General features: G+C 71.3%; 15 protein-coding genes and 1 pseudogene. 8 read left to right on the top strand and 8 right to left on the bottom strand.

Translation table 11 applies throughout. From position 1 onward, the window contains the following. Positions 1–8: 8 nt before the first annotated feature. Complete coding sequence (locus tag AB0A65_RS07640) at positions 9–1109, bottom strand: nicotinate-nucleotide--dimethylbenzimidazole phosphoribosyltransferase (RefSeq protein WP_359947907.1); 1101 nt, start codon at positions 1107–1109, stop codon at positions 9–11. A gap of 50 nt (positions 1110–1159) precedes the next feature. Between AB0A65_RS07640 and dapF the strand changes: the two genes are divergently transcribed. Then, positions 1160–1942 carry a diaminopimelate epimerase gene (dapF, locus tag AB0A65_RS07635; RefSeq protein ID WP_359948689.1) on the top strand — a complete coding sequence of 261 codons (783 nt, stop codon included), beginning with the start codon at positions 1160–1162 and terminating at the stop codon, positions 1940–1942. A 157-nt stretch (positions 1943–2099) separates the two neighbouring features. Here dapF and AB0A65_RS07630 read toward each other — a convergent pair whose 3' ends face one another. Then, a complete protein-coding gene (locus AB0A65_RS07630) occupies positions 2100–3488 on the bottom strand; it encodes an NAD-dependent malic enzyme (RefSeq protein WP_359947904.1) in 1389 nt (462 codons plus the stop codon). 197 nt (positions 3489–3685) lie between these two features. Here AB0A65_RS07630 and hflX point away from each other — a divergent pair, with 197 nt between their 5' ends. Together hflX and AB0A65_RS07620 are read left to right on the top strand one after the other, a co-directional pair. After that, positions 3686–5098, top strand: coding sequence for a GTPase HflX (gene hflX / locus AB0A65_RS07625; RefSeq protein ID WP_359947901.1), 1413 nt, complete (start codon positions 3686–3688; stop codon positions 5096–5098). Between the two features lie 71 nt (positions 5099–5169). Continuing rightward, positions 5170–6903, top strand: coding sequence for a hypothetical protein (locus AB0A65_RS07620; protein WP_359947898.1), 1734 nt, complete (start codon positions 5170–5172; stop codon positions 6901–6903). 31 nt (positions 6904–6934) lie between these two features. On the opposite strand, the pseudogene lexA reads toward AB0A65_RS07620, so the two are convergent. After that, positions 6935–7549: pseudogene (gene lexA / locus AB0A65_RS07615) on the bottom strand (transcriptional repressor LexA); the annotation flags it as partial. Between the two features lie 437 nt (positions 7550–7986). Between lexA and nrdR the strand changes: the two are divergent. From nrdR to AB0A65_RS07590, 5 genes are all read left to right on the top strand, one after another. After that, positions 7987–8451: a transcriptional regulator NrdR gene (gene nrdR / locus AB0A65_RS07610; RefSeq protein WP_359947895.1), complete on the top strand. Its 465-nt coding sequence runs from the start codon at positions 7987–7989 to the stop codon at positions 8449–8451. Positions 8452–8509: 58 nt separating this feature from the next. Continuing rightward, entirely contained in the window at positions 8510–11365 is a 2856-nt protein-coding gene (locus AB0A65_RS07605) for a vitamin B12-dependent ribonucleotide reductase (protein ID WP_359947892.1), read from the top strand. 166 nt (positions 11366–11531) lie between these two features. Beyond that, complete coding sequence (locus AB0A65_RS07600) at positions 11532–13577, top strand: protein kinase (protein WP_359947889.1); 2046 nt, start codon at positions 11532–11534, stop codon at positions 13575–13577. Between the two features lie 43 nt (positions 13578–13620). Beyond that, positions 13621–14202 (top strand): TetR/AcrR family transcriptional regulator, encoded by a 582-nt coding sequence (locus AB0A65_RS07595; protein WP_359947886.1) that lies wholly within the window; start codon positions 13621–13623, stop codon positions 14200–14202. 19 nt (positions 14203–14221) lie between these two features. Further along, a complete protein-coding gene (locus AB0A65_RS07590) occupies positions 14222–15112 on the top strand; it encodes an alpha/beta fold hydrolase (RefSeq protein WP_359947883.1) in 891 nt (296 codons plus the stop codon). 52 nt (positions 15113–15164) lie between these two features. On the opposite strand, the gene AB0A65_RS07585 is transcribed toward AB0A65_RS07590, so the two are convergent. The 5 genes from AB0A65_RS07585 to AB0A65_RS07565 are packed head-to-tail and all read right to left on the bottom strand — an operon-like array spanning position 15165 to position 22166. Further along, positions 15165–16367, bottom strand: coding sequence for an FHA domain-containing protein (locus tag AB0A65_RS07585; RefSeq protein WP_359947880.1), 1203 nt, complete (start codon positions 16365–16367; stop codon positions 15165–15167). Further along, a complete protein-coding gene (locus AB0A65_RS07580; RefSeq protein WP_359947877.1) occupies positions 16364–17431 on the bottom strand; it encodes a PP2C family serine/threonine-protein phosphatase in 1068 nt (355 codons plus the stop codon). The genes AB0A65_RS07585 and AB0A65_RS07580 overlap by 4 nt, the downstream gene beginning before the upstream one ends. Before the next feature lie 12 nt (positions 17432–17443). Beyond that, on the bottom strand, positions 17444–19837 hold the full coding sequence (locus tag AB0A65_RS07575) for a tetratricopeptide repeat protein (RefSeq protein WP_359947874.1): 2394 nt from the start codon (positions 19835–19837) through the stop codon (positions 17444–17446). A gap of 8 nt (positions 19838–19845) precedes the next feature. Then, positions 19846–20808 (bottom strand): glutamate ABC transporter substrate-binding protein, encoded by a 963-nt coding sequence (locus AB0A65_RS07570; RefSeq protein WP_359947871.1) that lies wholly within the window; start codon positions 20806–20808, stop codon positions 19846–19848. Continuing rightward, on the bottom strand, positions 20805–22166 hold the full coding sequence (locus tag AB0A65_RS07565; protein WP_359947868.1) for a hypothetical protein: 1362 nt from the start codon (positions 22164–22166) through the stop codon (positions 20805–20807). The genes AB0A65_RS07570 and AB0A65_RS07565 overlap by 4 nt, the downstream gene beginning before the upstream one ends. Positions 22167–22195 lie beyond the last annotated feature (29 nt).

The following is a 22195-nucleotide window of genomic DNA, read 5'->3' as shown; positions in this document are numbered from 1 at the left end:
TGTCCGTCCTAGCTCTCTGCGGTGCCCTCTTCGAGGGCCGCTTCGCTCGCCTCGGGGGTGGGGACCGGGCCGATGCCGCCGATGACGGGGTCGTTGGGTTCGGGCTCGGGTTCCTGCTTGGCGGGCATGGGGAGGGACTGGGAGATGCGGAGGCTGTTCTGGACGAGGTCCCAGCCGAGGGGGAGGGCGACGGCGTCGGGGAGGTCGAGGTCCAGGGCGAGGTCGTCGGCGAGGCCGGCCTGCTTGGCGAGCTTGGCGACCACCGGGTGGGCGGAGCGGTTCGGGGCGTAGCACCACTTGGGGGCGGCCAGGCCGAAGTCGCGGGCGAGCATGACGGCGGCGACCGCGGCGGGGCCGTCGACGATCATCGCGGTGGAGCGGGTGGCGGCGGTGAAGATCGCGGCGGCCATCGCGCCGAGCTCGGCGCCGCCGAGGCGCGCGATGAGCTCCTGCGGGCTGCGCTTGAAACCGCGGTTGAACGCGAGGTGGTCGCGCAGCGCAGAGATGCGGCCCATCCACGCGGCGTCGAAGACCGAGCCGCCGGGGGCGTGCAGCTGCGGCTGGAAGTTGGTGATCTCGTCCTTCGCGATGAACGAGCAGACCGCGACGGACGCGGTGACCGCGCCCGCGCCGAGCCCGGAGATCAGGAGGACGTCGGCGCCCTCGTCGATCGCGCGGTCGGCGGTCTCGCGGCCCAGTTGCAGCGCCGCGTCCAGCTCGGTGTCGTCCAGGAGCGGGCCCTCGGCGCCGTCGCTGGCGCCGGTGCGGACCACCGTGAGCGGCAGCCCGGAGCGGGCGGCCTGCTCGGCGAGGGGGCCCTCGCCGCGTTCGAGGGCCGCGGTCTGATCGGCCACGGGGGCGTAGTCGCCCGCGTCCCAGTTCTCGGGGTACTCCCCGGCGAACAGGAGCATCCGCGGTGCGGTGAACGGCTCGGGGGCGTCGGTGGCCTGCATGCGGGCGGCCCAGCCGACCGCGGCCTGGAGGCGGCCGAGGCCCGATCCTTCGATGAGCGCGTCCTGGAGCCGCGCGTTCGCGCGGGTCGTCCACACCCCGTTGGGGAACTTCGCTTTCAGCTCGGCGAGCGGCCCGGCGTCGGTCGTCTGTGTCACGGCACAAGGCTAGCGCGGTGGCGGTGGGGCACAATTGCCAAGTGACCACCATCGAGTTCGCCAAAGGGCACGGCACCGGCAACGACTTCGTGATCGTGCCCGACCCCGAGGACGCCCTCCCGCTCAAGGACGCCCAGGTCGCGCTCCTGTGCGACCGCCGGTTCGGCATCGGCGGCGACGGCCTGCTGCGCGTGGCGCCCTCGGAGGACCCGGCGGCCGAGTGGTTCATGGACTACCGGAACGCCGACGGCTCGATCGCCGAGATGTGCGGCAACGGCGTGCGCGTCTTCGTGCGCTACCTCCTCGACAAGGGCCTCGCAGAGGGCCCCGAGGTCGCCGTGGCGACCCGAGCCGGGATCAAGACCGTCACGGTGGCGGGCGATGAGCTGCGCGTCGACATGGGCGCGGCCGAGTTCGGGTCGACCTCGCAGGCGTCCGTCGAGGGCTTCACCTGGCCCGGACAGGTCGTCTCGATGGGGAACCCGCACCTGGTGTGCCACCTCGGGGACGAGGCCGAGCTGGAGGCCCTGGAGCTGTTCCACCAGCCGCGGTACGACGCGGCGCTGTTCCCCGAGGGCGTGAACGTCGAGTTCGTGGCCGGCACCGCCCCGCACGTGCGCATGCGCGTCCACGAGCGCGGCGTCGGCGAGACCGCCTCGTGCGGCACCGGCGCGTGCGCGGTCGGCGCGGTCGCGCTGCGCCACGCCGGGCTCGACACGGGCGTGTGCAGAGTGGACGTCCCCGGCGGGACGCTCACCATCGAGGTCACCGATGACACCCTCTACATGACCGGCCCGGCCGTGATCGTGGCCGAAGGCGCCTTCCGCCTGTAGGGACGCGCTCCGCCCGAAGGGCGTGGGTGGGTGGGCTAGTAGTAGTTCCATCCCGAGCCCCCACCCTCCCAGGGGAAGAGGATAGGGCCGACTCTGCCGCGGGGGTGCGACAGAAACCGGCCCTCATCGTCGTCGTGTCACCCGAGCGGGTGACCGACTACCGCATCACGCGCTTGACCGCCGCCGCGACCGCGGGGGCCACGTTCGGGTCGAAGACGCTCGGGACGATGTAGGTGGCGTTGACCTTGTCCTCGCCGACGCAGTCCGCGATGGCCGTGGCCGCCGCGACCGCCGCGTCGTCGTTCCAGTCGCGGGCCTGCGCGTCCAGGAGCCCCCGGAAGACCCCCGGGAACGCGAGGACGTTGTTGATCTGGTTCGGCTGGTCGGACCGGCCGGTCGCCACGATCGCCGCGTACCGCGCGGCCTCAGTGGGGGAGATCTCCGGGTCCGGGTTCGCGAGCGCGAAGACGATCGGGTCCTTCGCCATCTTCGCGACGTCCGAGCCCTTGAGGATGTTCGGGGCGCTCACGCCGATGAAGACGTCCGAGCCCTCGACCGCCCCGGAGAGGTCCCCGGAGTAGTCGGTCTTGTTGAAGTGCTCGCCGAGCCACTTCCACGTCTCGTTCTCGCACTCCATGCCCGAGTGCAGCGCGCCGTCGCGGTCCACGGGGATGATGTCGCCGATGCCGGCCTTCTCCAGGAGCCGCATGATCGCGGTCCCGGCGGCGCCGCAGCCGACGACGGTGGCGCGCACGTCCTTGAAGTCCTTGCCGACGACGCGGAGCGCGTTGGTGAGGGCCGCGAGGACGACGATCGCGGTGCCGTGCTGGTCGTCGTGGAAGACGGGGATGTCGAGGCGCTCGCGCAGGCGGGCCTCGATCTCGAAGCAGCGGGGCGCGGCGATGTCCTCCAGGTTGATGCCGCCGTAGGTCGGCGCGAGGGCGGCGACGATGTTGACGATCTCGTCGGTGTCCTGGGTGTCGAGGCACACGGGCCACGCGTCGACATCGCCGAACTTCTTGAACAGGGCCGCCTTGCCCTCCATCACCGGCATCGCGGCCGCGGGGCCGATGTTGCCGAGGCCGAGGACCGCGGAGCCGTCGGTGACGACGGCGACGGTGTTGCGCTTGATGGTGAGGCGGCGGGCGTCGTCGGGGTTCTCGGCGATCGCCATGCAGACGCGGGCGACGCCGGGGGTGTACGCCATGGACAGGTCGTCGCGGTTGCGCAGCGGGACCTTCGGGGCGACCTCGATCTTGCCGCCGAGGTGCATGAGGAACGTCCGGTCGGAGACCTTCTTGACGTCGAAGTCCGGCATGGACTCCAGGATGTGCGTGACCTGCTCGGCGTGGGACGCGTCGGAGGTGTCGCAGGTGAGGTCGACGGTCATGCGCTTGTTGTCGGATCCGACGACGTCGAGGGCGGTGACGATGGCCCCGGCCTGGCCTACGACGGTGGCGAGGCGTCCCGCGGCGCCCGGGTCGGCCGAGAGGGCCAGCCGGACGGTGATGGAGAACCCTGCGCTGGGAAGACGGGCAGTGCTCATGCCGCTCCTTTGATGTGCACTTCGTTGTGGACCAGTTGCCGGATTCTTGAATGATGCCACTGTTCGGGACGCGGCCGCCCCGGCCCTGCGCTGGGCCGGGGCCCCGCCACAGCGCCGCGGCGCGGGTGGGATCGACGCCGTTCGCTGTGCGCGATATCGGCTCGCCACCCGGGGCGGGGCGTGTCAAGCTTGTGGTGATGCACGAACAGTACGAAGACACCCGAGAAGACTTCTCCTCCGACGCCCCTTCGACGGGCGAACTGGACCTGGAGGCGCGCCAGGCGCTGCGCCGCGTCTCCGGTCTGGCCTCCACCGAGCTCGCCGACGTCAGCGACGCCGAGTACCGACGCCTCCGCCTGGAGCGCGTCGTCCTCGTCGGCGTCTGGACCGAGGGCACCGCCGAGGACGCCGAGAACTCCCTCGACGAGCTCGCGCAGCTCGCCGAGACGGCCGGCTCCGAGGTCGTCGACGGCCTGATCCAGCGCCGCTCCAAGCCCGACGCGGGCACGTTCATCGGCTCCGGCAAGGTCATGGAGCTGAAGGACACCGTGGAGGCGCTGGGCGCCGACACCGTGATCGCCGACGGCGAGCTGTCGCCGGGCCAGCTGATCGCCCTTGAGAAGGCCGTGAACGTCAAGGTCATCGACCGCACGGCCCTGATCCTCGACATCTTCGCGCAGCACGCGAAGAGCGCCGAGGGCAAGGCGCAGGTCGAGCTGGCGCAGCTCCAGTACCTCCTGCCGCGCCTGCGCGGCTGGGGCGACGCCATGAGCCGCCAGGGCGGCTCGAACGGCGGCGTGGGCCTGCGCGGCCCCGGTGAGACGAAGCTGGAGACCGACCGCCGTCGCATCCGCGCGAAGGTCGCGAAGCTGCGCCGGGAGCTCGCGAAGCTCACCGTCACCCGCGAGACCAAGCGCGACTCGCGCACCCGCAACCGGGTGCCGGGCGTGGCCATCGCCGGGTACACGAACGCCGGGAAGTCGAGCCTGCTCAACGCTCTCACGGGCGCGGGCATCCTCGTCCAGGACGCGCTGTTCGCGACCCTCGACACCTCGACGCGGCGCTCGCGCACGTCCGAGGGCCGGGAGTACACGGTCACCGACACGGTCGGCTTCGTGCGGCACCTGCCGCACCAGCTCGTGGAGGCGTTCCGCTCGACGCTCGAAGAGGTCGCCGAGTCCGACCTGGTGGTCCACGTGATCGACGGCTCGCACCCGGACCCGCTCGGCCAGGCCGAGGCGGTCCGCGAGGTGCTCGCCGAGGTCGGCGCCGAGGAGATCCCGGAGCTGGTCGTGGTCAACAAGCTCGACCTGGTCGACCCGGACACGATGCTCCAGCTGCGCTCCGACTGGCCCGACGCGGTGTTCGTGTCGGCGCACTCGGGCGAGGGGATCGACAAGCTCCGCGACGCGATCGAGCAGGCGCTGCCGCAGCCGGACACGGAGCTGACGGTCTGCATCCCTTACGTCAGAGGCGATCTCGTCTCCCGCCTGCGGTCCCGCGGCGAGGTGCTCACCACCGAACACCGAGGTGACGGCACGGTCATAACGGCCCGTGTGGACGACCGGCTGGCCGGTGAATTGCGAGCGTTCGTCCTGGAAAAGGACTGAATTGCAGTGGTCCTGAACATGTCTCATGGGGGTCCCCGCGCTGACATGGCGTGTTCTGGAACACTTGCGTGATGCGAGAGCGCCGTGTGGGCCGTCGGCCCCTGCCTGCGCGGCTCGTCGCCGGGACGGCCGGAGTGCTCGTCCTGGTCACGGCCGCGTCCCCCGTCTTCGCCCAGGATGAAGAGTCCGGTGGCGAGGTGCTGTGCACCCTGCACGACCCGCGCAACCAGAACCCAGCGGGCATCGCCGCCGCCGCGGACGGCGACGGCTGGTGGATCGTGTCGTCCGCCGACAACCAGGACGGCACGCTGTCCGTCGAGCGCGTCGGCGAGGACTGCAATCCGCGCGGCGCCGACGAGGCGTTCATCGACCACCAGCCGCGCGACCCGCAGGCGCTGGTCCTCGACAGCGAGAACGGCGAGTACCTGTGGGTCGGCGACATCGGCGACGGCGCCAACCGCGAGTGGCTGACGCTGAACCAGCTCGACCTCAACGACCTCCCCAACAGCGCGGTCTGGCGCTACGTCTTCCCCGACGGGCCCCAGGACGTCGGCACCTTCCTGCTCCTCCCGGGCAAGAAGCCGCTGTTCGTCACCTCCGACGCGGGCGAGGCCGCCCTCTACTCGCCGTCCGGTGACAACCAGGCCGAGAACACCCCGCTCGACGAGGTCGGCACCGTTGCCCTCCCCGACGGCGGCACGGTCTCCGGCAGCGCGATGAACGCGGACGGCTCGAAGGTCGCGCTGCGCACCGAGTCCAACGTCTACGAGTGGACCGTCGAGGGCGGCGACGTCCTCGCGGCCCTGGGCGGCGAGCCCGCGGCCACGCCGGTCGCCGACTCGGGCCAGGCCGAGGGCCTCGCCTACGACGCCGAAGGCAACTTCATCACCCTCGCGTCCGAGGACAACGACGGCTCGTTCGGCACCGTCACGAAGTACGCGCCCGCCGCGCCCGTCGCCGAGGAGGAGACCTCCGGGGGCGACGACGAGGCCGCGCCGGCCTCGGGCGACGACGGCAAGAGCCTCCTGGACCGGGTCCTGGACCTGGGCTTCGGCACGATCGTGAAGATCCTCGCGGCCATCGCGATCCTCGGCATGCTCGTCATGGTCCTGGGCATCGTGGTGATCCGCAAGCACCGCAAGGCGAACCAGGACGGCGACGACGACGGGGACGACGAGCTCGGCTACGCCGCCGAGGAGTCCCCGCGCGGGCGCCGGGAGTCCTTCCTCGCCGACGACGACCCCGTGGATCTGGGCCTCGAATCCGGCCAGCCCGACCCGGACCTGGGGGAGGTCGCCCGCGGCAACGTGTACGGCGGCGCCCGCCAGGAGCCGAGCGGCAACGTCTACGGGGGCGGCGGCCAGCAGTCCCGCCCCGAGCAGGGCGGCGTCTACGGCGGCGGCGCCCGCCAGGAGCCGGGCGGCGGCAACGTCTACGGCGGCGGAGGCCAGCAGCAGCAACGGGGCCGCCCCCCGCAGGGCGGCCGCCAGGAGCCCCAGTACGGCGCGTTCGAGGGCGGCGGCCACGGCAGCGTCTACGACAACGCCGGGCCCGGCCAGTCCTTCAGCTCCCGCCAGGAGCCCTCCGGGAACGTCTACGGCGCCCAAGGCGGCGGAGGCCAGCAGCAACAGCAGCCGCCGCGGCGCGAGCCCACGGGCAACGTGTACGGCGCCCAGGGCGGCGGCCAGCAGCAGCGCCAGCAGGGCCAGACCTACGGGGGCGGAAACGCCGAACGGACCCCTGACGCCGACGACGGCTACTGGGGTCCGCCTGAAGGCGGCACGACTTACGGTCGGAACCGCTAGGCGCGCAATGAAGTTGGCGTTCGAGGTCTAGCTAGATCTTGCGGAGCACCGCGACCACGCGGCCCAGGATCTCGGCCTCGGAGGCGTCGATCGGGTCGTAGAGCGCGTTCGCCGGGAGCAGCCACGGCTTGCCGTTCTTGCGCTTCCAGGTCTTGACCGTGGCCTCGCCGTCGATCATCGCGGCCACGATCTCGCCGTTGAGCGCGTCGGGCTGCTGGCGCACCACGACCCAGTCGCCGTCGGTGATGGCGGCCTCGGTCATCGAGTCGCCCTTGACGCGCAGGAGGAAGTGGACGCCCTCGCCCACGAACTCCGCGGGCAGGGGCATGACGTCGTAGTCGCGCTCCTCGGCCAGGATCGGCTGCCCCGCGGCGATCTCGCCGACCATCGGGACGTACCGGGGCCGCGGGTGCTGGGAGCAGGTCTGGACCCCGCCCGGCGTGGACTGGCGGACCCCCACCGCGCGCGGCCGTCCGGCCAGGCGGTTGAGGTAGCCCTTCCGTTCGAGCTGCTTCATCTGGTACGCGACGGACGACGCCGAGGCGAGTCCGACCTCCGCACCGATCTCGCGGACGCTCGGGGGGTAGCCCTTGTTGTTGATGAACTCCTCGATGTATTCGAGGACTTGCTGCTGCCGACGCGTCAACTTGCGCGTTTTCGGCCGGGATGTCGTGGTCTCGCTAGCCACAGGAGGCTCCTGTAAGACAAATGGGACGGTATGTCTGATTCCGACAATGTAACTCACGTGCAGGTTCTAGTCAAACATTCGTGCGACGTCGGCGTGTCGCCGCGCTGGTAGGAATGTGTTTCCGCCTGTATTCACCCGAACGGGTGAACGATTTTACGACGCGGTCTGATTGACTCGTGTCCCCGGGGTCCGGTTTCCGAAGCTCGCCGCGCACTGATCTGCGCTATTCTTGCCACTAGATCTTGTGGTGTGTTGTATCGTCTCTCACTAGGTGTTGGGGTTCCCGCACCCGCCGGGGCGACGAGGGGCAGACTGTCCCTCCCGGCGCGACGGCCGGGGCCGCACCGATTGTCGGCGGCCCGCGAGACGATGGTTGTGAGAAGGAGACTAGCGATATGCGATGCCCTTACTGTCGCCATCCCGACAGTCGCGTGGTCGATTCACGCGAGGCGGAGGACGGCAAGATCATCCGCCGCCGCCGGGTCTGCCAGGAGTGCGAGAAGCGCTTCACCACCGTCGAGGAGTCCATCCTCGCCGTCGTCAAGCGCAGCGGGGCCACCGAGCCGTTCAGCCGCGGGAAGGTCGCCAGCGGCGTCCTCAAGGCCTGCCAGGGCCGTCCCGTGGACGCCGACGACGTCGCCATGCTGGCCCAGGCCGTCGAGGACGAGATCCGCTCGACCGGCGCCGCCGAGGTCCCCGCCCACGAGGTGGGCCTGGCGATCCTCAAGCCGCTGCGCCGGCTCGACGAGGTCGCCTACCTGCGCTTCGCCAGCGTCTACCAGGACTTCGAGTCCCTGGAGGACTTCGAGGCCGCCATAGCCCAGCTCCGCGAGGAGCACGCCGCGCGCAACAGTGGCTAGCACCACCCCGAAACATCCGATTCCCATGACCAGGCATGAGCAGACAGGGGCGAGGAACATGCCGAAGACCACCAAGGCCGCAGCAGCGCCGACGACCAGGACCGCCAAGAAGACCGGGCCCAAGGAGGGCCTCACGGTCGAGCGCGTCTTCACGACCGCGGGCGTCCACCCGTACGACGAGGTCGAATGGGAGTCGCGCGACGTCGTCATGACGAACTGGCGCGACGGCTCGATCAACTTCGAGCAGCGCGGCGTCGAGTTCCCGGCCTTCTGGAGCCAGAACGCGACCCAGATCGTCACCTCCAAGTACTTCCGCGGCGCCCTCGGGACCCCGCAGCGCGAGACCGGCCTCAAGCAGGTCATCGACCGCGTCGTCCACGCGTACCACAACGCGGGGGAGAAGTACGGCTACTTCGCGTCCGCCGAGGACGCGCAGGTCTTCGCCGACGAGCTCACCTGGCTCCTGCTCCACCAGTACTTCAGCTTCAACTCCCCGGTCTGGTTCAACGTCGGCACCGCCGCGCCCCAGCAGGTCTCCGCGTGCTTCATCCTCAGCGTGGACGACACCATGGAGTCGATCCTCGACTGGTACAAGGAAGAGGGCATGATCTTCAAGGGCGGCTCCGGCGCCGGGGTCAACCTCTCCAAGATCCGCGCCTCCGCCGAACTGCTCTCCTCCGGCGGCAACGCCTCCGGCCCGATCAGCTTCATGCGCGGCGCCGACGCCTCCGCGGGCACCATCAAGTCCGGCGGCGCCACCCGCCGCGCCGCGAAGATGGTCGTCCTCGACGTCGACCACCCCGACATCGAGGCGTTCATCGACACCAAGGCCCGCGAGGAGGACAAGATCCGGGCCCTGCGCGACGCCGGGTTCGACGTCGACCTCGGCGGCGAGGACATGTTCTCGGTCCAGTACCAGAACGCCAACAACTCCGTGCGCGTCTCCGACGTGTTCATGAAGGCCGTCGAGGAGGGCACCGACTACGCCCTCACCGCCCGCCAGACCGGCGCCGAGATCGAGCGCCGCGACGCCCGCGACGTGTTCCGCCGCATGGCGAAGGCCGCGTGGGAGTGCGCCGACCCGGGCATCCAGTACGACGACGTCATCAACGACTGGCACACCAACCCGAACACGGACCGCATCTACGCGTCCAACCCGTGCTCGGAGTACATGAGCCTCGACGACTCCTCGTGCAACCTCGCCAGCCTCAACCTCATGAAGTTCCTCGGCGACGACGGCTCGTTCGACGTCGACCGCTTCACCAAGGCCGTCGAGTTCGTCATCACCGCCATGGAGATCTCGATCTCCTTCGCGGACTTCCCGACCGAGAAGATCGGCGAGACCACCCGCGACTACCGCCAGCTCGGCATCGGGTACTCGAACCTGGGCGCCCTGCTCATGACCTCGGGCTACGCGTACGACTCCGCCGAGGGCCGCGCGCTCGCCGCCGCGATCACCGCGCTCATGACCGGCGTGTCCTACCGCCGCTCCGCCGAGATCGCCGGGGCCGTCGGCCCCTACGCCGGGTACGAGCGCAACGCCGAGCCGCACCAGCGCGTCATGGCCAAGCACGCCGCGGCCGCCGACGCGGTCGAGACGTTCGGCGACGTCGACGCCACCGTCCTCGAAGCCGCGAAGACCGAGTGGGCCAAGGGCAACGAGATCGGCGCCGTCAACGGCTGGCGCAACGCCCAGGCGTCCGTCCTCGCGCCCACCGGCACCATCTCGTTCATGATGGACTCCGACACCACCGGCATCGAGCCGGACCTCGCCCTCGTCAAGCACAAGAAGCTCGTCGGCGGCGGCTCCATGGAGATCGTCAACCAGTCGATCCCGCGCGCCCTCGCCCGCCTCGGCTACGACGACGCCGACCGCCAGGCCATCGTCGACTACGTCGCCGACCACGGCCACGTCGTCGGCGCCCCGGCCCTGCGTAAGGAGCACTACCCGGTGTTCGACTGCGCCATGGGCGAGCGCGCGATCGCGCCGATGGGCCACGTGCTCATGATGGCCGCCGTGCAGCCGTTCCTGTCCGGCGCGATCTCCAAGACCGTGAACCTGCCCGAGTCCGCGAGCGTCGAGGACATCGAGGAGGTCTACTTCCAGGGCTGGAAGCTCGGCCTCAAGGCCCTCGCGATCTACCGCGACAACTGCAAGGTCGGCCAGCCGCTCTCCGCGAAGAAGAAGGAAGTGGAGCAGGCCGTCGAGGAAGCCGTGGAGAAGGCCGTCGAGTCCATCGCGGTCCACGGCCCGATCCGCCGCAAGCTCCCCAAGAAGCGCCCGAGCCAGACCATCTCGTTCTCGGTCGGCGGCGCGGAGGGCTACATGACCTCCTCGTCCTACCCGGACGACGGCCTCGGCGAGGTCTTCCTCAAGATGTCCAAGCAGGGCTCGACCCTCGCGGGCGTCATGGACGCCCTGTCGGTGTCCATCTCGATCGCCCTCCAGTACGGCGTGCCGCTGGAGAAGTACGTCGAGAAGTTCACCAACATGCGCTTCGAGCCCGCCGGCATGACCGACGACCCGGACATCCGCATGGCCTCCTCGGTGGTCGACTACATCTTCCGCCGCCTGGCCCTGGACTACCTGCCGTACGAGGAGCGCGCCGCCATCGGCATCCTCACCACGGCCGAGCGCACCGCCGAGCTCAACGGCGAGGACCCCGCCAAGGTCTCCCAGCCCGAGGTCGACCTCGACGCGCTCCGCGCCTCCGCGCCCATCGAGGAAGCGGCCGTCGTTGAAGCAGTGACCGAGCGCGTCCAGATCGAGTCCAAGTCCCGCCTGGACATCCTCACCTCGGCCCAGGCCCGCAGCGCCGACGCGCCGCTGTGCATGAACTGCGGCACGAAGATGCGGCCCGCCGGGTCCTGCTACGCCTGCGAGGGCTGCGGCGCGACCAGCGGTTGCAGCTAGATATCGATCCGCCCGAGAGGGGCCGTCCCGCACCCGCGGAACGGCCCCTTTCGCATGCTCTGATCCGCTTGTGTCCCATAGGCCCGGGTCCCCGCGTCGTGCGCACGCTGGCACAACGGCAATAGAATGGGGGGTACCGCCCGCCCCTCGCTTCCCGGAGGCACCAATGCAGCCCTTGGCTCCCGGCGATCCCGAACGGATCGGTCCCTACCGGACCATCGCCGAACTCGGCCGCGGCGCCATGGGCCGCGTGTTCCTCGCCAGCGCCCCCGACGGCCGCCCCGTGGCCGTCAAGCTCATCGCGGCCGCGCTCATCCAGGACGAGGAGTTCCGGGCCAGGTTCCGGCGCGAAGTGGACGCGTCGAAGCAGGTCGCGGGCGCGTACACGGCCTCGGTGCTCGACGCCGGGCCGGACGACCCGGTCCCGTGGCTCGCCTCCGAGTTCCTCCTGGGCCCCAACCTGAAGGACGTCGTGGAGGCTTCCGGGCCGCTGCCCGAGCCCGCCGTGGTGCGCCTCGCCGCGGGGCTCGCGTCGGCGCTGGCGGCGATCCACAAGGCCGGGATGGTCCACCGGGACCTCAAGCCCGCGAACGTGATCCTGGCCGCCGACGGCCCGCGGGTGATCGACTTCGGGATCGCGCGCGCCGCGGACGGCGTGACGGACACGAACCTGACGAAGACCGGCGGGGTCATCGGCACGCCCGGTTTCATGTCGCCCGAGCAGGCCGAGTCCGGCACGGTCTCGGCCGCCTCCGACGTGTTCTCGCTCGGCTCGGTCCTGGTGCTCGCCGCGACCGGCACGAGCCCGTTCACGGGCGCCTCGACACTGGAGACGCTGAACAACGTGGTCCGGTCGCAGCCGGACCTGTCGGTGCTGTCGCCGCGCGTGCGCTCGATCGTCGAGCGCTGCCTGATCCGCCTCCCCGGAGCCCGCCCCACCCCCGCGGAGCTGATGTCGCTCATCGGCCCTGTGGCGCCCTCTACGCGCCCCTGGCCGGACGCGGTGAACGCACTGGCCGAGCGCCAGCGCTGGGAGCTGTCGAGCCTCCTGGGGGACGCGGGCGTGCCCTCGACGCTGGTGGACACCGCCGCCCCGACCGGGCCGCCGCCGACCCCGAACGCGCCGACGTCGGTCTTCGACGGCGCGGTGCCTGGTGCCTCCCCGGTCGCCCCCACCGCCGCCTACCCGGGCGCCGTGCCCGGCGGCGAGCCCCCGGCCCCGAATTCCGCGTTCCCGATGTCCGCGCCGCCCGCCTCGCCGGTGACGTCCGTGCCGTACTCGCAGCCGGGGGCCTACTCGGCGCCCCCGCAGTCCCCGGCACCCGGCTACGCGCCCGGGCAGGTCTCGCCCGGCCAGTACCCGACGACGCAGCAGCCCGCCATGCAGTACACGGCGCCGCAGTACACCGCCCCGCAGCAGGCGGGCCAGTTCGCGCCGCCGCAGTACCCGGGCCAGTCGCCGGTCTACGGGCCGACGCCGCCGTTCGGGCAGCCGCCGAAGTCGAACGCGACGGCCGTCGGCGTCACCGTGATCGCCTCGATCCTCGCGATCGCGCTCATCGGCGGCCTGGTGTGGTTCCTCAACGGCGACGGCGACGACCCGGGCGACGACCCGACCGGGGCGGTCTCCCAGAACGACCCGGAGGACCCCGACACCTCCGAGCCCGACGACCCGGACACGTCCGAGCCGGACGACGACACGACCACGGCCTCCTCGGGCCAGTGGACCGAGGTCTACTCGAACTACACGGTCCAGCTGACCACGACGTTCGACTCGGCCACGACCTGCCAGTACACGGCGGTCGACTTCGACGACATCTCCACGAACGGCTCGATCTGGACCGAGTACATGACCTCGGACGCGCCCGCGTACTACACGGACCTGGTCCTCAACCCGTGCGACATCGACTTCTCGACGAACACGGGCCAGACCAGCTACCTGTACACGCCGTCGGGGATCTCGGGGACGTTCTTCGACGCCGCGGTCACCGCGGACGAGTGCTGGGCGGAGATCGACGGGTCGAACCCGGCGCTGTCGTGGACGATCGACCCGTGGGACCCGGCCGCGGCGCCGCTGACCGTGGGCATGAGCCTGTGCATGTACACCGACAAGGCCCAGATCGTGGTCGCCGACGTGACCTCCGTGACGCCGGAGGACTCCACGACCTGGATGAAGGTGGAGTTCACCGCGGCGGTCTACGCGATGTCGTAGCGCGGTCTGGATTTTTCAAGCACGACCGTGCTATTTTGAGGACGTGCGGAAAGGCGAACTCACCAGGCAGGCCGTCGTGGACATCGCGATCCGGATGGCCAGGTACTCGGGGCTGTCCGGGCTGACCATCGGGTCGCTCGCGGCCGCCGCCGACATGTCCAAGTCCGGTGTGTACGCCCACTTCAAATCCAAAGAGGCCCTTCAACTCGCCTGCATGGAGCGCTACTCCGAGCAGTTCAGCGAGGAGGTCTTCCGGCCCGCGCTGGGCAAGCCCCGCGGGATCACGAGGCTCCAGGCCCTGGTCGAGCAGTGGATGGCCTGGTACGCACACCCGGGCGGCTGCCTGTACCTGGCCGCCGCCGCCGAGTTCGACGACCTGCCCGGCCCCCTGCACGACCGCATGGTGGCCGAGCAGCGCCTGATGCTCGACTCGCTCGCCCGGATCGCCTCGACGGCCGTCGCCGAGGGCGAGCTCCCCGAAGACACCGACGTCTTCCAGGTCGCGCAGGAGGTCTTCGGCATCCTGCTGTCCTACAACTGGATGAGCCGCATCCTGTCCTATCCCGACGCTGCCGACCGCGCTTGGGCGGCGTTCCACCGGCTGATCGACAGTCACAGTTCCTGACCAGGAAGGCCACGCACCCATGGCGTCCACGACCCAGAGTTCCGGCTCGTCAAATAAAAGCACGACCGTTCGTGCTCCTTGGTACATCCGCTCCGCCTTCACGGCCGCCGAGCGCGTCGCGCCCGGCCAGGCCGCGAAGTTCCTGTGCGAGATGTGGTTCCGGCTCCCCGCGGGCCCCGACAAGCGCCTGCGCGGCCCGGCCCCCGCGGGGTCCTCGGTGTTTGAGCTCGAATGCCTCGGCACGACCGTGTGGGGCTACGACTGGGGCGAGGGCCCCCTCGTCTACCTCGTGCACGGCTGGGGCGGCTCGACCGGCGACTTCAAGTTCATCGCCGCGAACCTCGTCGCCTCCGGCTTCCGCGTGGTCGCCTTCGACGCGCCCAGCCACGGCAACTCCGGGCCGGGCCCGTGGGGCGACCGGCACGCCAACGGCATGCACCTGGTCGACGCGATGTCCACCGTCCACGAGAAGTTCGGCACCCCCTACGGGGTCGTGGGCCACTCGATGGGCTGCCTCAGCGCCGTCCACGGGATGCTGATGAACGGCGAGGACCTCGCCGGGATCCGCCTGGCGATGCTCGCCCCGTTCATCGGCGGCAAGGAGGGCTTCCGCGACACGATCGGCGCGATCGTCCCGGTCGGCCCGCGCATCATGGACCGCCTGGCCCCCTTGGGGGAGGCCAAGGCCGGAGTGAAGCTCGACGACTTCTCCCTGCGCGGCGTCGACGTGCCGTCCCCGGCGCTTATCGTCCACGACCGCCGCGACCGCCCCAACCCGTTCCGCCACGGCGAGGCCGTCGCCGCCGCCTGGCCGAACGCCGAGCTCATGGCGACCGAGGGCCTGGGCCACCGCAAGATCCTCGCGAACCCGGCCGTCTCCAGCGCCGTGACGCAGTTCTTGAGAGGTTAGTGGCGCAACAAGGGCCGGGTCCAATGGACCCGGCCCTTTCACGTTGCGGCGCTTAGCCTTCGTAGTGGATCGTCAGGCGCGTCCACGCCCCGATGTTGATGTAGGTGCCGTCCCCGACCGGGAACTCCACGTTCGGCGCCAGCGGCTCGTCCGAGCCGTTGAGGAACGTGCCGTTCGAGGAGCCGACGTCCATGATCGTCCAGGAGCCGTCCGGCTTGGCGTACAGCCGCGCGTGCTGCGCGCTCACGCCCGGGTCCGCGACGTCGCCCGACAGGTCGATGTCCGGGGTGATGCCCCGCTTGGCGCTGTAGCGGCCGATCCCCAGCTCGCCCTTGTCGAGCGGGAAGCGGCGCGGCTTCGCGAACGACGGGTACTGGAGCTGCGAGGCCCCGTCCGAGGCCGCGACCTTGTTGAAGTAGCCCTGGTCCGCGGTGACGGCGACGCCCCAGCGGGTGGCCGCCTGGCCGGCGGGCGCGTAGTTCGACGCGAGGTCCGCGGGCTGCGAGTCGGGCATCGAGAACCCGCCGGTGCCCGTCGAGGGCGGCGCGGAGGTCGGGGCGCCGAACGGCGCGGCGGGCACGCCCGGAGGCGGCCCGGGGGGCGCCGAGGTCGGCGCGTACGACTGCTGCCCGTACGGGTCCTGCCCGTAGCCGGGCTGCTGGCCGTAAGGGTCCTGCTGCGGCTGGCCGTACGGGTCCTGGGGCTGCGACGGCTGCCCGTAGGGGTCCTGCTGGCCGTACCCGCCCGGCTGCTGGCCGTACGGGTCCTGCTGCTGCGGTTGACCGTAGGGGTCCTGTCCGTACCCGCCGGGCTGCTGTTGCTGCTGCCCGTAGGGGTCCTGCTGCTGCGGCTGGCCGTACGGGTCCTGCCCGTAACCGCCCGGCTGCTGCTGCTGGCCATAGGGGTCCTGCTGGCCGTACCCGCCGCCCTGGGGCTGCGACTGCCCGTACGGGTCCTGTCCATAGCCGCCGGGCTGCTGCTGCTGCCCGTAGGGGTCCTGCTGCTGCGGCTGGCCGTACGGGTCCTGCCCGTAACCGCCCGGCTGCTGCTGCTGGCCGTAAGGGTCCTGCGCGTACGGGTCGTTCGACGGGTAGCCCTGTCCGAACGCCGCAGGGGACTGCGGGGGCTGGCCTTGCTGCCACGCCGGGTTGGGGGTCCCGCACTGCTCGCAGAACTGTGCCTGCGGGAACGCCCCGCACGCGCACTGGTACCCGCCCGGCTGTGGGGCACCGCCGTAGGTCGGCTGGTAGGTCAAGGTCGTCCCCCTCCAAGCATTTGGGTGTACTCGGCCTCGCTGACGACACCGAGCAGCGGGGCGGCCCCGTTCTCCCCGTTCGGCGAGCCCTGGTCAGCGCGCTCGCGCGCGCGTTCGTCGACCTGGACCGAACCGGGGGATTCGAGTTCCACCACCGCGACACTGATGTTGTCATGCCCGCCGTTAGCGAGCGCTTGTCGTGTCAACGCTACCGCCTTCTCGCCGACACTGCCGTCCGGCAGTGGCAGAAGGTCGTGATCGTCATTGAAATAACGCGACAGACCATCGCTGCACACTACGACATGCCCGCCTCCCAGATCCACGCGGAGGAGGTTCGGGTTCAGCGTCGGCGCGTCCGCGCCGAGCCACGCCAGCAGGGCTTTCGCGTACGGATTCTTGTACCGCTCATCGGACGGGTCCACGCCCTGGTACTCCAGGCGCGCCTGGATCGTGTCGTCCACCGTGAGGCACCGCGCCTCCTTCTCCCCGGCCCAGTACGCCCGCGAGTCCCCGACCCAGCACAGGATCACCTGGTTCCCCTCGACGACCGCCGACACGTACGTCGACGACGGCGGCGAGTTCGGGTACTGCTTGCCGACCGCGGCCACCGCCGAATGGGCCGCGCCCACCCCGCGACGCGACGCGTCCTCCGCCGACAGGCCCTCGGCCAGCGCCGAGCGGATCTCCGTCACGGCCGCTTCCACCCCTGCGAGTGACGCCCGCTCGGAGTCGGAGGCGCCCGAGACGCCGTCGCACACCACCGTGATCTTCCGGCCGTCCTCGGCCAGGGCGATCGCGATCGAGTCCTGGTTGTAGTGGTGGCGCTTCCCGACGTCCGTCGCCGCGCCGATGCCCGGCATCTCGAACGTCAGGTGGTCGTCGGAGCCGCCCGGATGCTCCGGGTTCTCCTCGACCGCGGCCGACGAGCGCCACGGGACGGCCTCGGCGGGGACCTCGAACTCCTCCAGGTCGCCGCCGCAGTCCTCGCAGAAGCGGCCGAGGTCTGCCGGGAGACCGCAAGCGGTGCAACGCTTCGCGGCGCCCATGGTCGGTGAGGGCTGCATAGGGCTCCTTCGCTACAGCATCGTGCGGGGGCGGTGGCGGTTGGCCAGGTCGAAGTAGTACACCTGGTCCTCCCTGCGGGTGCAGGCGTGGGCGAGGTCCCGGTAGGCCCGCTCCAGCGCCAGGCGCAGCTCGCGCTCCTCGGGGCGCGCCCCGAAGACCGGCGGCTCCGCGGCCGGACCGGTGCGCTGCACCGTGTCCAGCGCCAGGTGCAGGATCCGCGTGGACACCAGGTGCCGGCGCCGCGGTTCGAGCTTCAGCTCGTCCAGGCGCCCGGCCATGTGGTGCAGGTCCAGCAGCGACGGCGGCGACGTGCGCGAGTGCAGCGCCGTCTGGATCGCCGCGGTCTGCGCGATCCCGTACTGCGCGGAGGTCTTCGGGACCTGGTGCAGCGCCGTGATCGCGTCCGTCGAGTTGCCTTCGAGGTCCAGCAGGCGCGCCCGGCCGTACGCGGCCGACACGAACCGGTGGTCGCACGCCCAGATCCGCGTGTAGTGCGGCAGCGCCAGGTCGGCGCGGCCCGCGAGCTCCGCGCACGCCGCCAGCGCCAGGCGCGGCGACAGCTCTCCGGGCAGGTGCGAGTAGACCGCGTCGAAATGCGCCGCGGCCGTGGCGAAGTCCGCGGCCAGCAGCGAGATGATCCCCCGCAGCCACGTCACCTGCCACGTGTTCCCCTCGCGCTGCGCGAACTGGTCGAGCACCGCCGCGGCCTGGTGCAGCTCGCCCGCGTTCACGAGCGTGCGCACCCGCCGCAGCTGCACCTCAGGGCTCTGCTGCGGCGCCGAGTTCAGCTCCGTGAGGATGCCGTTCACGTCCGTCGCCTGCTGCGTCGCGAGGAACGCGGCCATCGGGTCCGCGAGGTCCACCATCGGCGTCGGCAGCGCGTGCGCCACGTCGAACGGGTCGCCGACCGCGTGGACGTCGTACTCCACGTCAGGCTCACCGAACACCGACTGCTCACCGGAGAACAGCGTCGACGGCTCCGAGCGCGGCTCCCCGCGCTGGATCGACTGCACCTCGTGGAGCACCCCGCGCACCTGCGTGCGCATGTCGTCCGCGTCCTGGAACCGCGAGCGCGGCTCGATGTGCGTGGCGCGCATCAGCAGCCGGTGGAACGACCCGTACTCCGCGAACTGCGGGGCCTCCGACGCCGGCGGCAGGTGGTCCCGGTACGTCGTCGTGAAGCCCTTGAAGTCCAAGGCCAGCACGGCCATCGAGCGGCCGATCGTGTACAGGTCCGAGGTCACCGACGGGCCCACCGAGAGGATCTCGTCGTTCGGCACCGAGTACCCGGGCGTCCCGTAGATCGCCGACTCCATGTCCTCGACGTGCCGCACGGCCCCGAGGTCGATGAGCTTCAGCCACGTCTCCACGTGGATCACGTTGTCGGGCTTGAAGTCGCAGAACAGCAGGCCCCGGTCGTGCAGGTAGCTGAACGCGGGCAGCAGCTCCGCCGTGTACGTGAGGACCTGCTCCAGCGGCAGCGGCTTCCTCTCGCCCTCCGCGTCGCTCGCGTCCCTGATGTCCCGCAGGGACTTCCCCGCGATGTACTCCATCACGATGTACGACTGGAGCTGCCCCGAGCGCGGGTCCGCGGCCGTCACGAAGTCGTGGATGTCCACCACGTTCGGGTGGTCGATCCCGACCAGGAACCGCCGCTCGTTGATCGCCGCCTCGATCGCGTCCTCGTCCGAGGTGTTGATCAGGCCCTTGATGACGACCCACCGCTGCGTCAGGTCGTCCGCGAAGTTCCGGTCGTTCGCCAGGTAGATCCAGCCGAGCCCGCCGTGCGCGATCGCGCCCAGCACCTCGTACCGGTCCGACAGCAGGTCGCCCGGCGCCAGCGCCGGGGTGAACCAGTACCGAGCCCGGCAGTACGGGCAGAAGCCCTCGACGCGGCCCGTGCGGCCCGCCTGCGGGCGCCCCACGGGCTTCCCGCACGAGGAGCAGAACCGCTTGTGCTCGGACACCTGCGGCGAGGCCATGACCGCCTCGGCGGGGTCCCGCGGCGGCACCGGCGGCATGTCCGACAGGCCCCCGCGCTGGCGCGTGCTCGACGTCGTCGACCGCGTCACCGGCCCGGTGATCGGCTGCGGCAGCGGCGCGGCCGGGGCCCGGTACGGCGCGGGCGGCGGGGAGGCGACCGCGTTCGCGGGCACCACCTGCTGCGACTGCGCGACGTGGGCCTGCGGCGGCCCGACGGGTGCCGTGAGGCTTGGCGGCGACAGCGCCGCCGTCCCCGGACCGGAGGGCCCCGGGGGCGCGAAGCCCGGCTGCGGCGGCACCGCCGGAGGCGTCGACATGCGCCGTCGCACCGCGAGCGTGTCGCTCTCCTCGGTCGGCGGCTGCTGGTACTGGCCCGCCATGTACCGCTGGGTGTGCTCGGGCGGCGGCTGCTGGTCGCTCATCGGCTCCCCTAATCCCGGTACTGCGTGGTCAGCGCGGCCGGGCCCGTCGCGAGCGGACCGGCCAGCCACGCGTCGTACGACGCCTGCCAGCGCCCGTCCGCGATCATGTCCGCGAGCGCCCCGTTGACGAACCGCGCGAGGTCCGTGTCGCCCTTCTGGAACGCGATCCCGTAGTGCTCCTCGGAGAACGCGTCCCCCACGACCTGGAGCGTCGGGTCCTGCACGGCCATGCCCGCGAGGATCGTGTCGTCGATCGCGACCCCGTCGACGGTGCCCTGCTGGAGCAGCACCAGGCAGTCGTTGAAGTCCGGGACCGTGACCGGCTGGACCTCCGGGTTCACCGCCGCGATGTTCCCCACGGAGGTGGAGCTGGCGCCGGTGCACACCTGCTGGTCGGCGGTCATCTCGGCGAGGCCGGTGATCCCGGAGTCCTTCGCGACGAGGAGGCGCTGGCCCGCGTGGTAGTACTCGGTGGAGAACTCGACGTTCTCCCACCGTTCGCAGTTGATCGACATGGTCCGCACGACCATGTCGACGCGGCCGTCGGCGAGGGCCTGCTCGCGCTCGGCGGAGTTCATGGGCACCCAGCGGACCTTCGTCGCGTCGCCCATGACGGCCTGGACCATCGCCTCGGCGATGTCGATGTCGAAGCCCGCGAGGTCGTTGGTCTCGGGGTCGCGGTAGCCCATGAGGTTCGTGGACTGGCTGATGCCGATGCTGATCTGCTCGGGGTTCTCCAGCAGCGCGCGCGCCTGCTCGGCGGTGACCGCGCCGGGGGAGTAGGAGGACAGCGGGTCGCAGCTGACGTCGGTGTCGGCGGGGCTCGCGTCGGGGGAGAAGTTGATCCCGTCGGGGAGCGGCGTCGGCACGTCGATGCTCGGCGGCTCCATGCTCGCGGGGCCGGAGCACGCGGCGAGGGCGAGGCACGCGGCCGCGGCGAACGCGGCGGCGGTTCTTCCGGTTCGGTTCATGCGTAGTACTCCGCCACTCGGACTTGGATGCCGACGGCCGCGCAGATGAGCGCGGCCAGGGACAGGGCCGCGAGGCCCGCGGCGGCGCCCGAGAGGGTCCGCTGCGCGTCGAGGGTCGCGTCGACGAACCTGTCGGCGCTGGTCTCGGTGGCCTCGGTCAGGGCCGCGTTGAGGCCGTTGAAGGAGGTCTGGAGGCTCGCCTCGTCGTCGCCGACGGCGAGCGCCACGGCCTCGGTGTAGTTGCCCTCCTGGGCGAGCTTGACGACCTCGCCGTGGCCGTTGCTCCACGCGGTGGCCGCGTCGCGGGCGGCGTCCACCTTCGCGCCGAGCCCGGCGTCGTCGGCGAAGGCCGCGTCGAGCTGGTCGAACAGGCCGCCGTCGGCGGTCAGCTCCTCGATGTGCTCGGCGTAGCGGGTCGCGGCGTCGTCGTCCTCGCCGCGGGCGATGAGCAGGAGCGACTCCTCGGCGCGGGCCTGCTGGGCCGCGATCTCGGCCTGCGCGAGCAGTTCGAGCGGGCCCGAGCCCTCCTCGTGCGACCGGTTCGTGTGGCCCGCGGACGCCAGTGACGCCATCGCCAGCCACCCGGCGAACACCACGAGCAGGACCGTGGCGCCCACGAGCCCGAGGTTGAACGTGCGGTTGGTCTTGCGGGTGAGCCACAGCTGCGCCCAGACGAGTGTTCCGAGGGCCGCGATCACCAGTGCCGCGGCCGCCCACGGGAACGCCGCGGCGCCGTCGCGGGACTCGGTGAGCTGCGCGAGCGCGTTCTCCTGGAGCGTGTGCGCCGAGGGGAGCATCTCCTGGCGCATGAGCGTGGACGCCTGCTCCTGGTAGGTCGCGCCGACCGGCTCGCCGAGCCGGTTGAACGTGCGGGCGGTCTCGACCAGGCCCGTGTACACGGGCAGGCGGGCGTTGAGCTGGGCGACGAGCTCGACGTCCTCGGCGGTCTTGACCTCGCCGGCGGCGGTCGCGAGGGCCACGGTGGCGTCGCGCAGCGCGGTCCGGTACGTCTCGTTCATCTCCTCCGACGGGGTGCCCGCCGTCAGGTACGAGGACGCCGCGGTCGCGTCGGCCTGCGAGAGCGCCTGGTACAGCTGGAGCGCGGCCACCGAGAGGCGGCCGGACTGGCTGGTGGTCTCCTCGATGACCGCGGACTTCGCGAGGATCGAGGTCATGCCGGTGACCCCCGCGCCGAGGATCAGGACGGCGAGGACCACGAGGACGCCCCGCAGCTGGCCGGGCGTCTGCCGCAGCGCGGCCGCGACCCGGTCGGTCCACCGGCCGGGCGCCGCACCGGGGGCCGGCGGGCCCGCGGCAGGCGGCGCCTGGGTCGGGGCTGGAGGGGACTGGACGGCCAAAACTGCTGCACCTCAACTCGAAGACGACT

The organism is Glycomyces sp. NPDC047010 (assembly GCF_040644205.1).
Taxonomy (GTDB): Bacteria; Actinomycetota; Actinomycetes; order Mycobacteriales; family Micromonosporaceae; genus Glycomyces.
The sequence above is the reverse complement of the archived record's forward strand: the minus strand, read 5'-3'. Positions and strand labels throughout refer to the sequence as shown.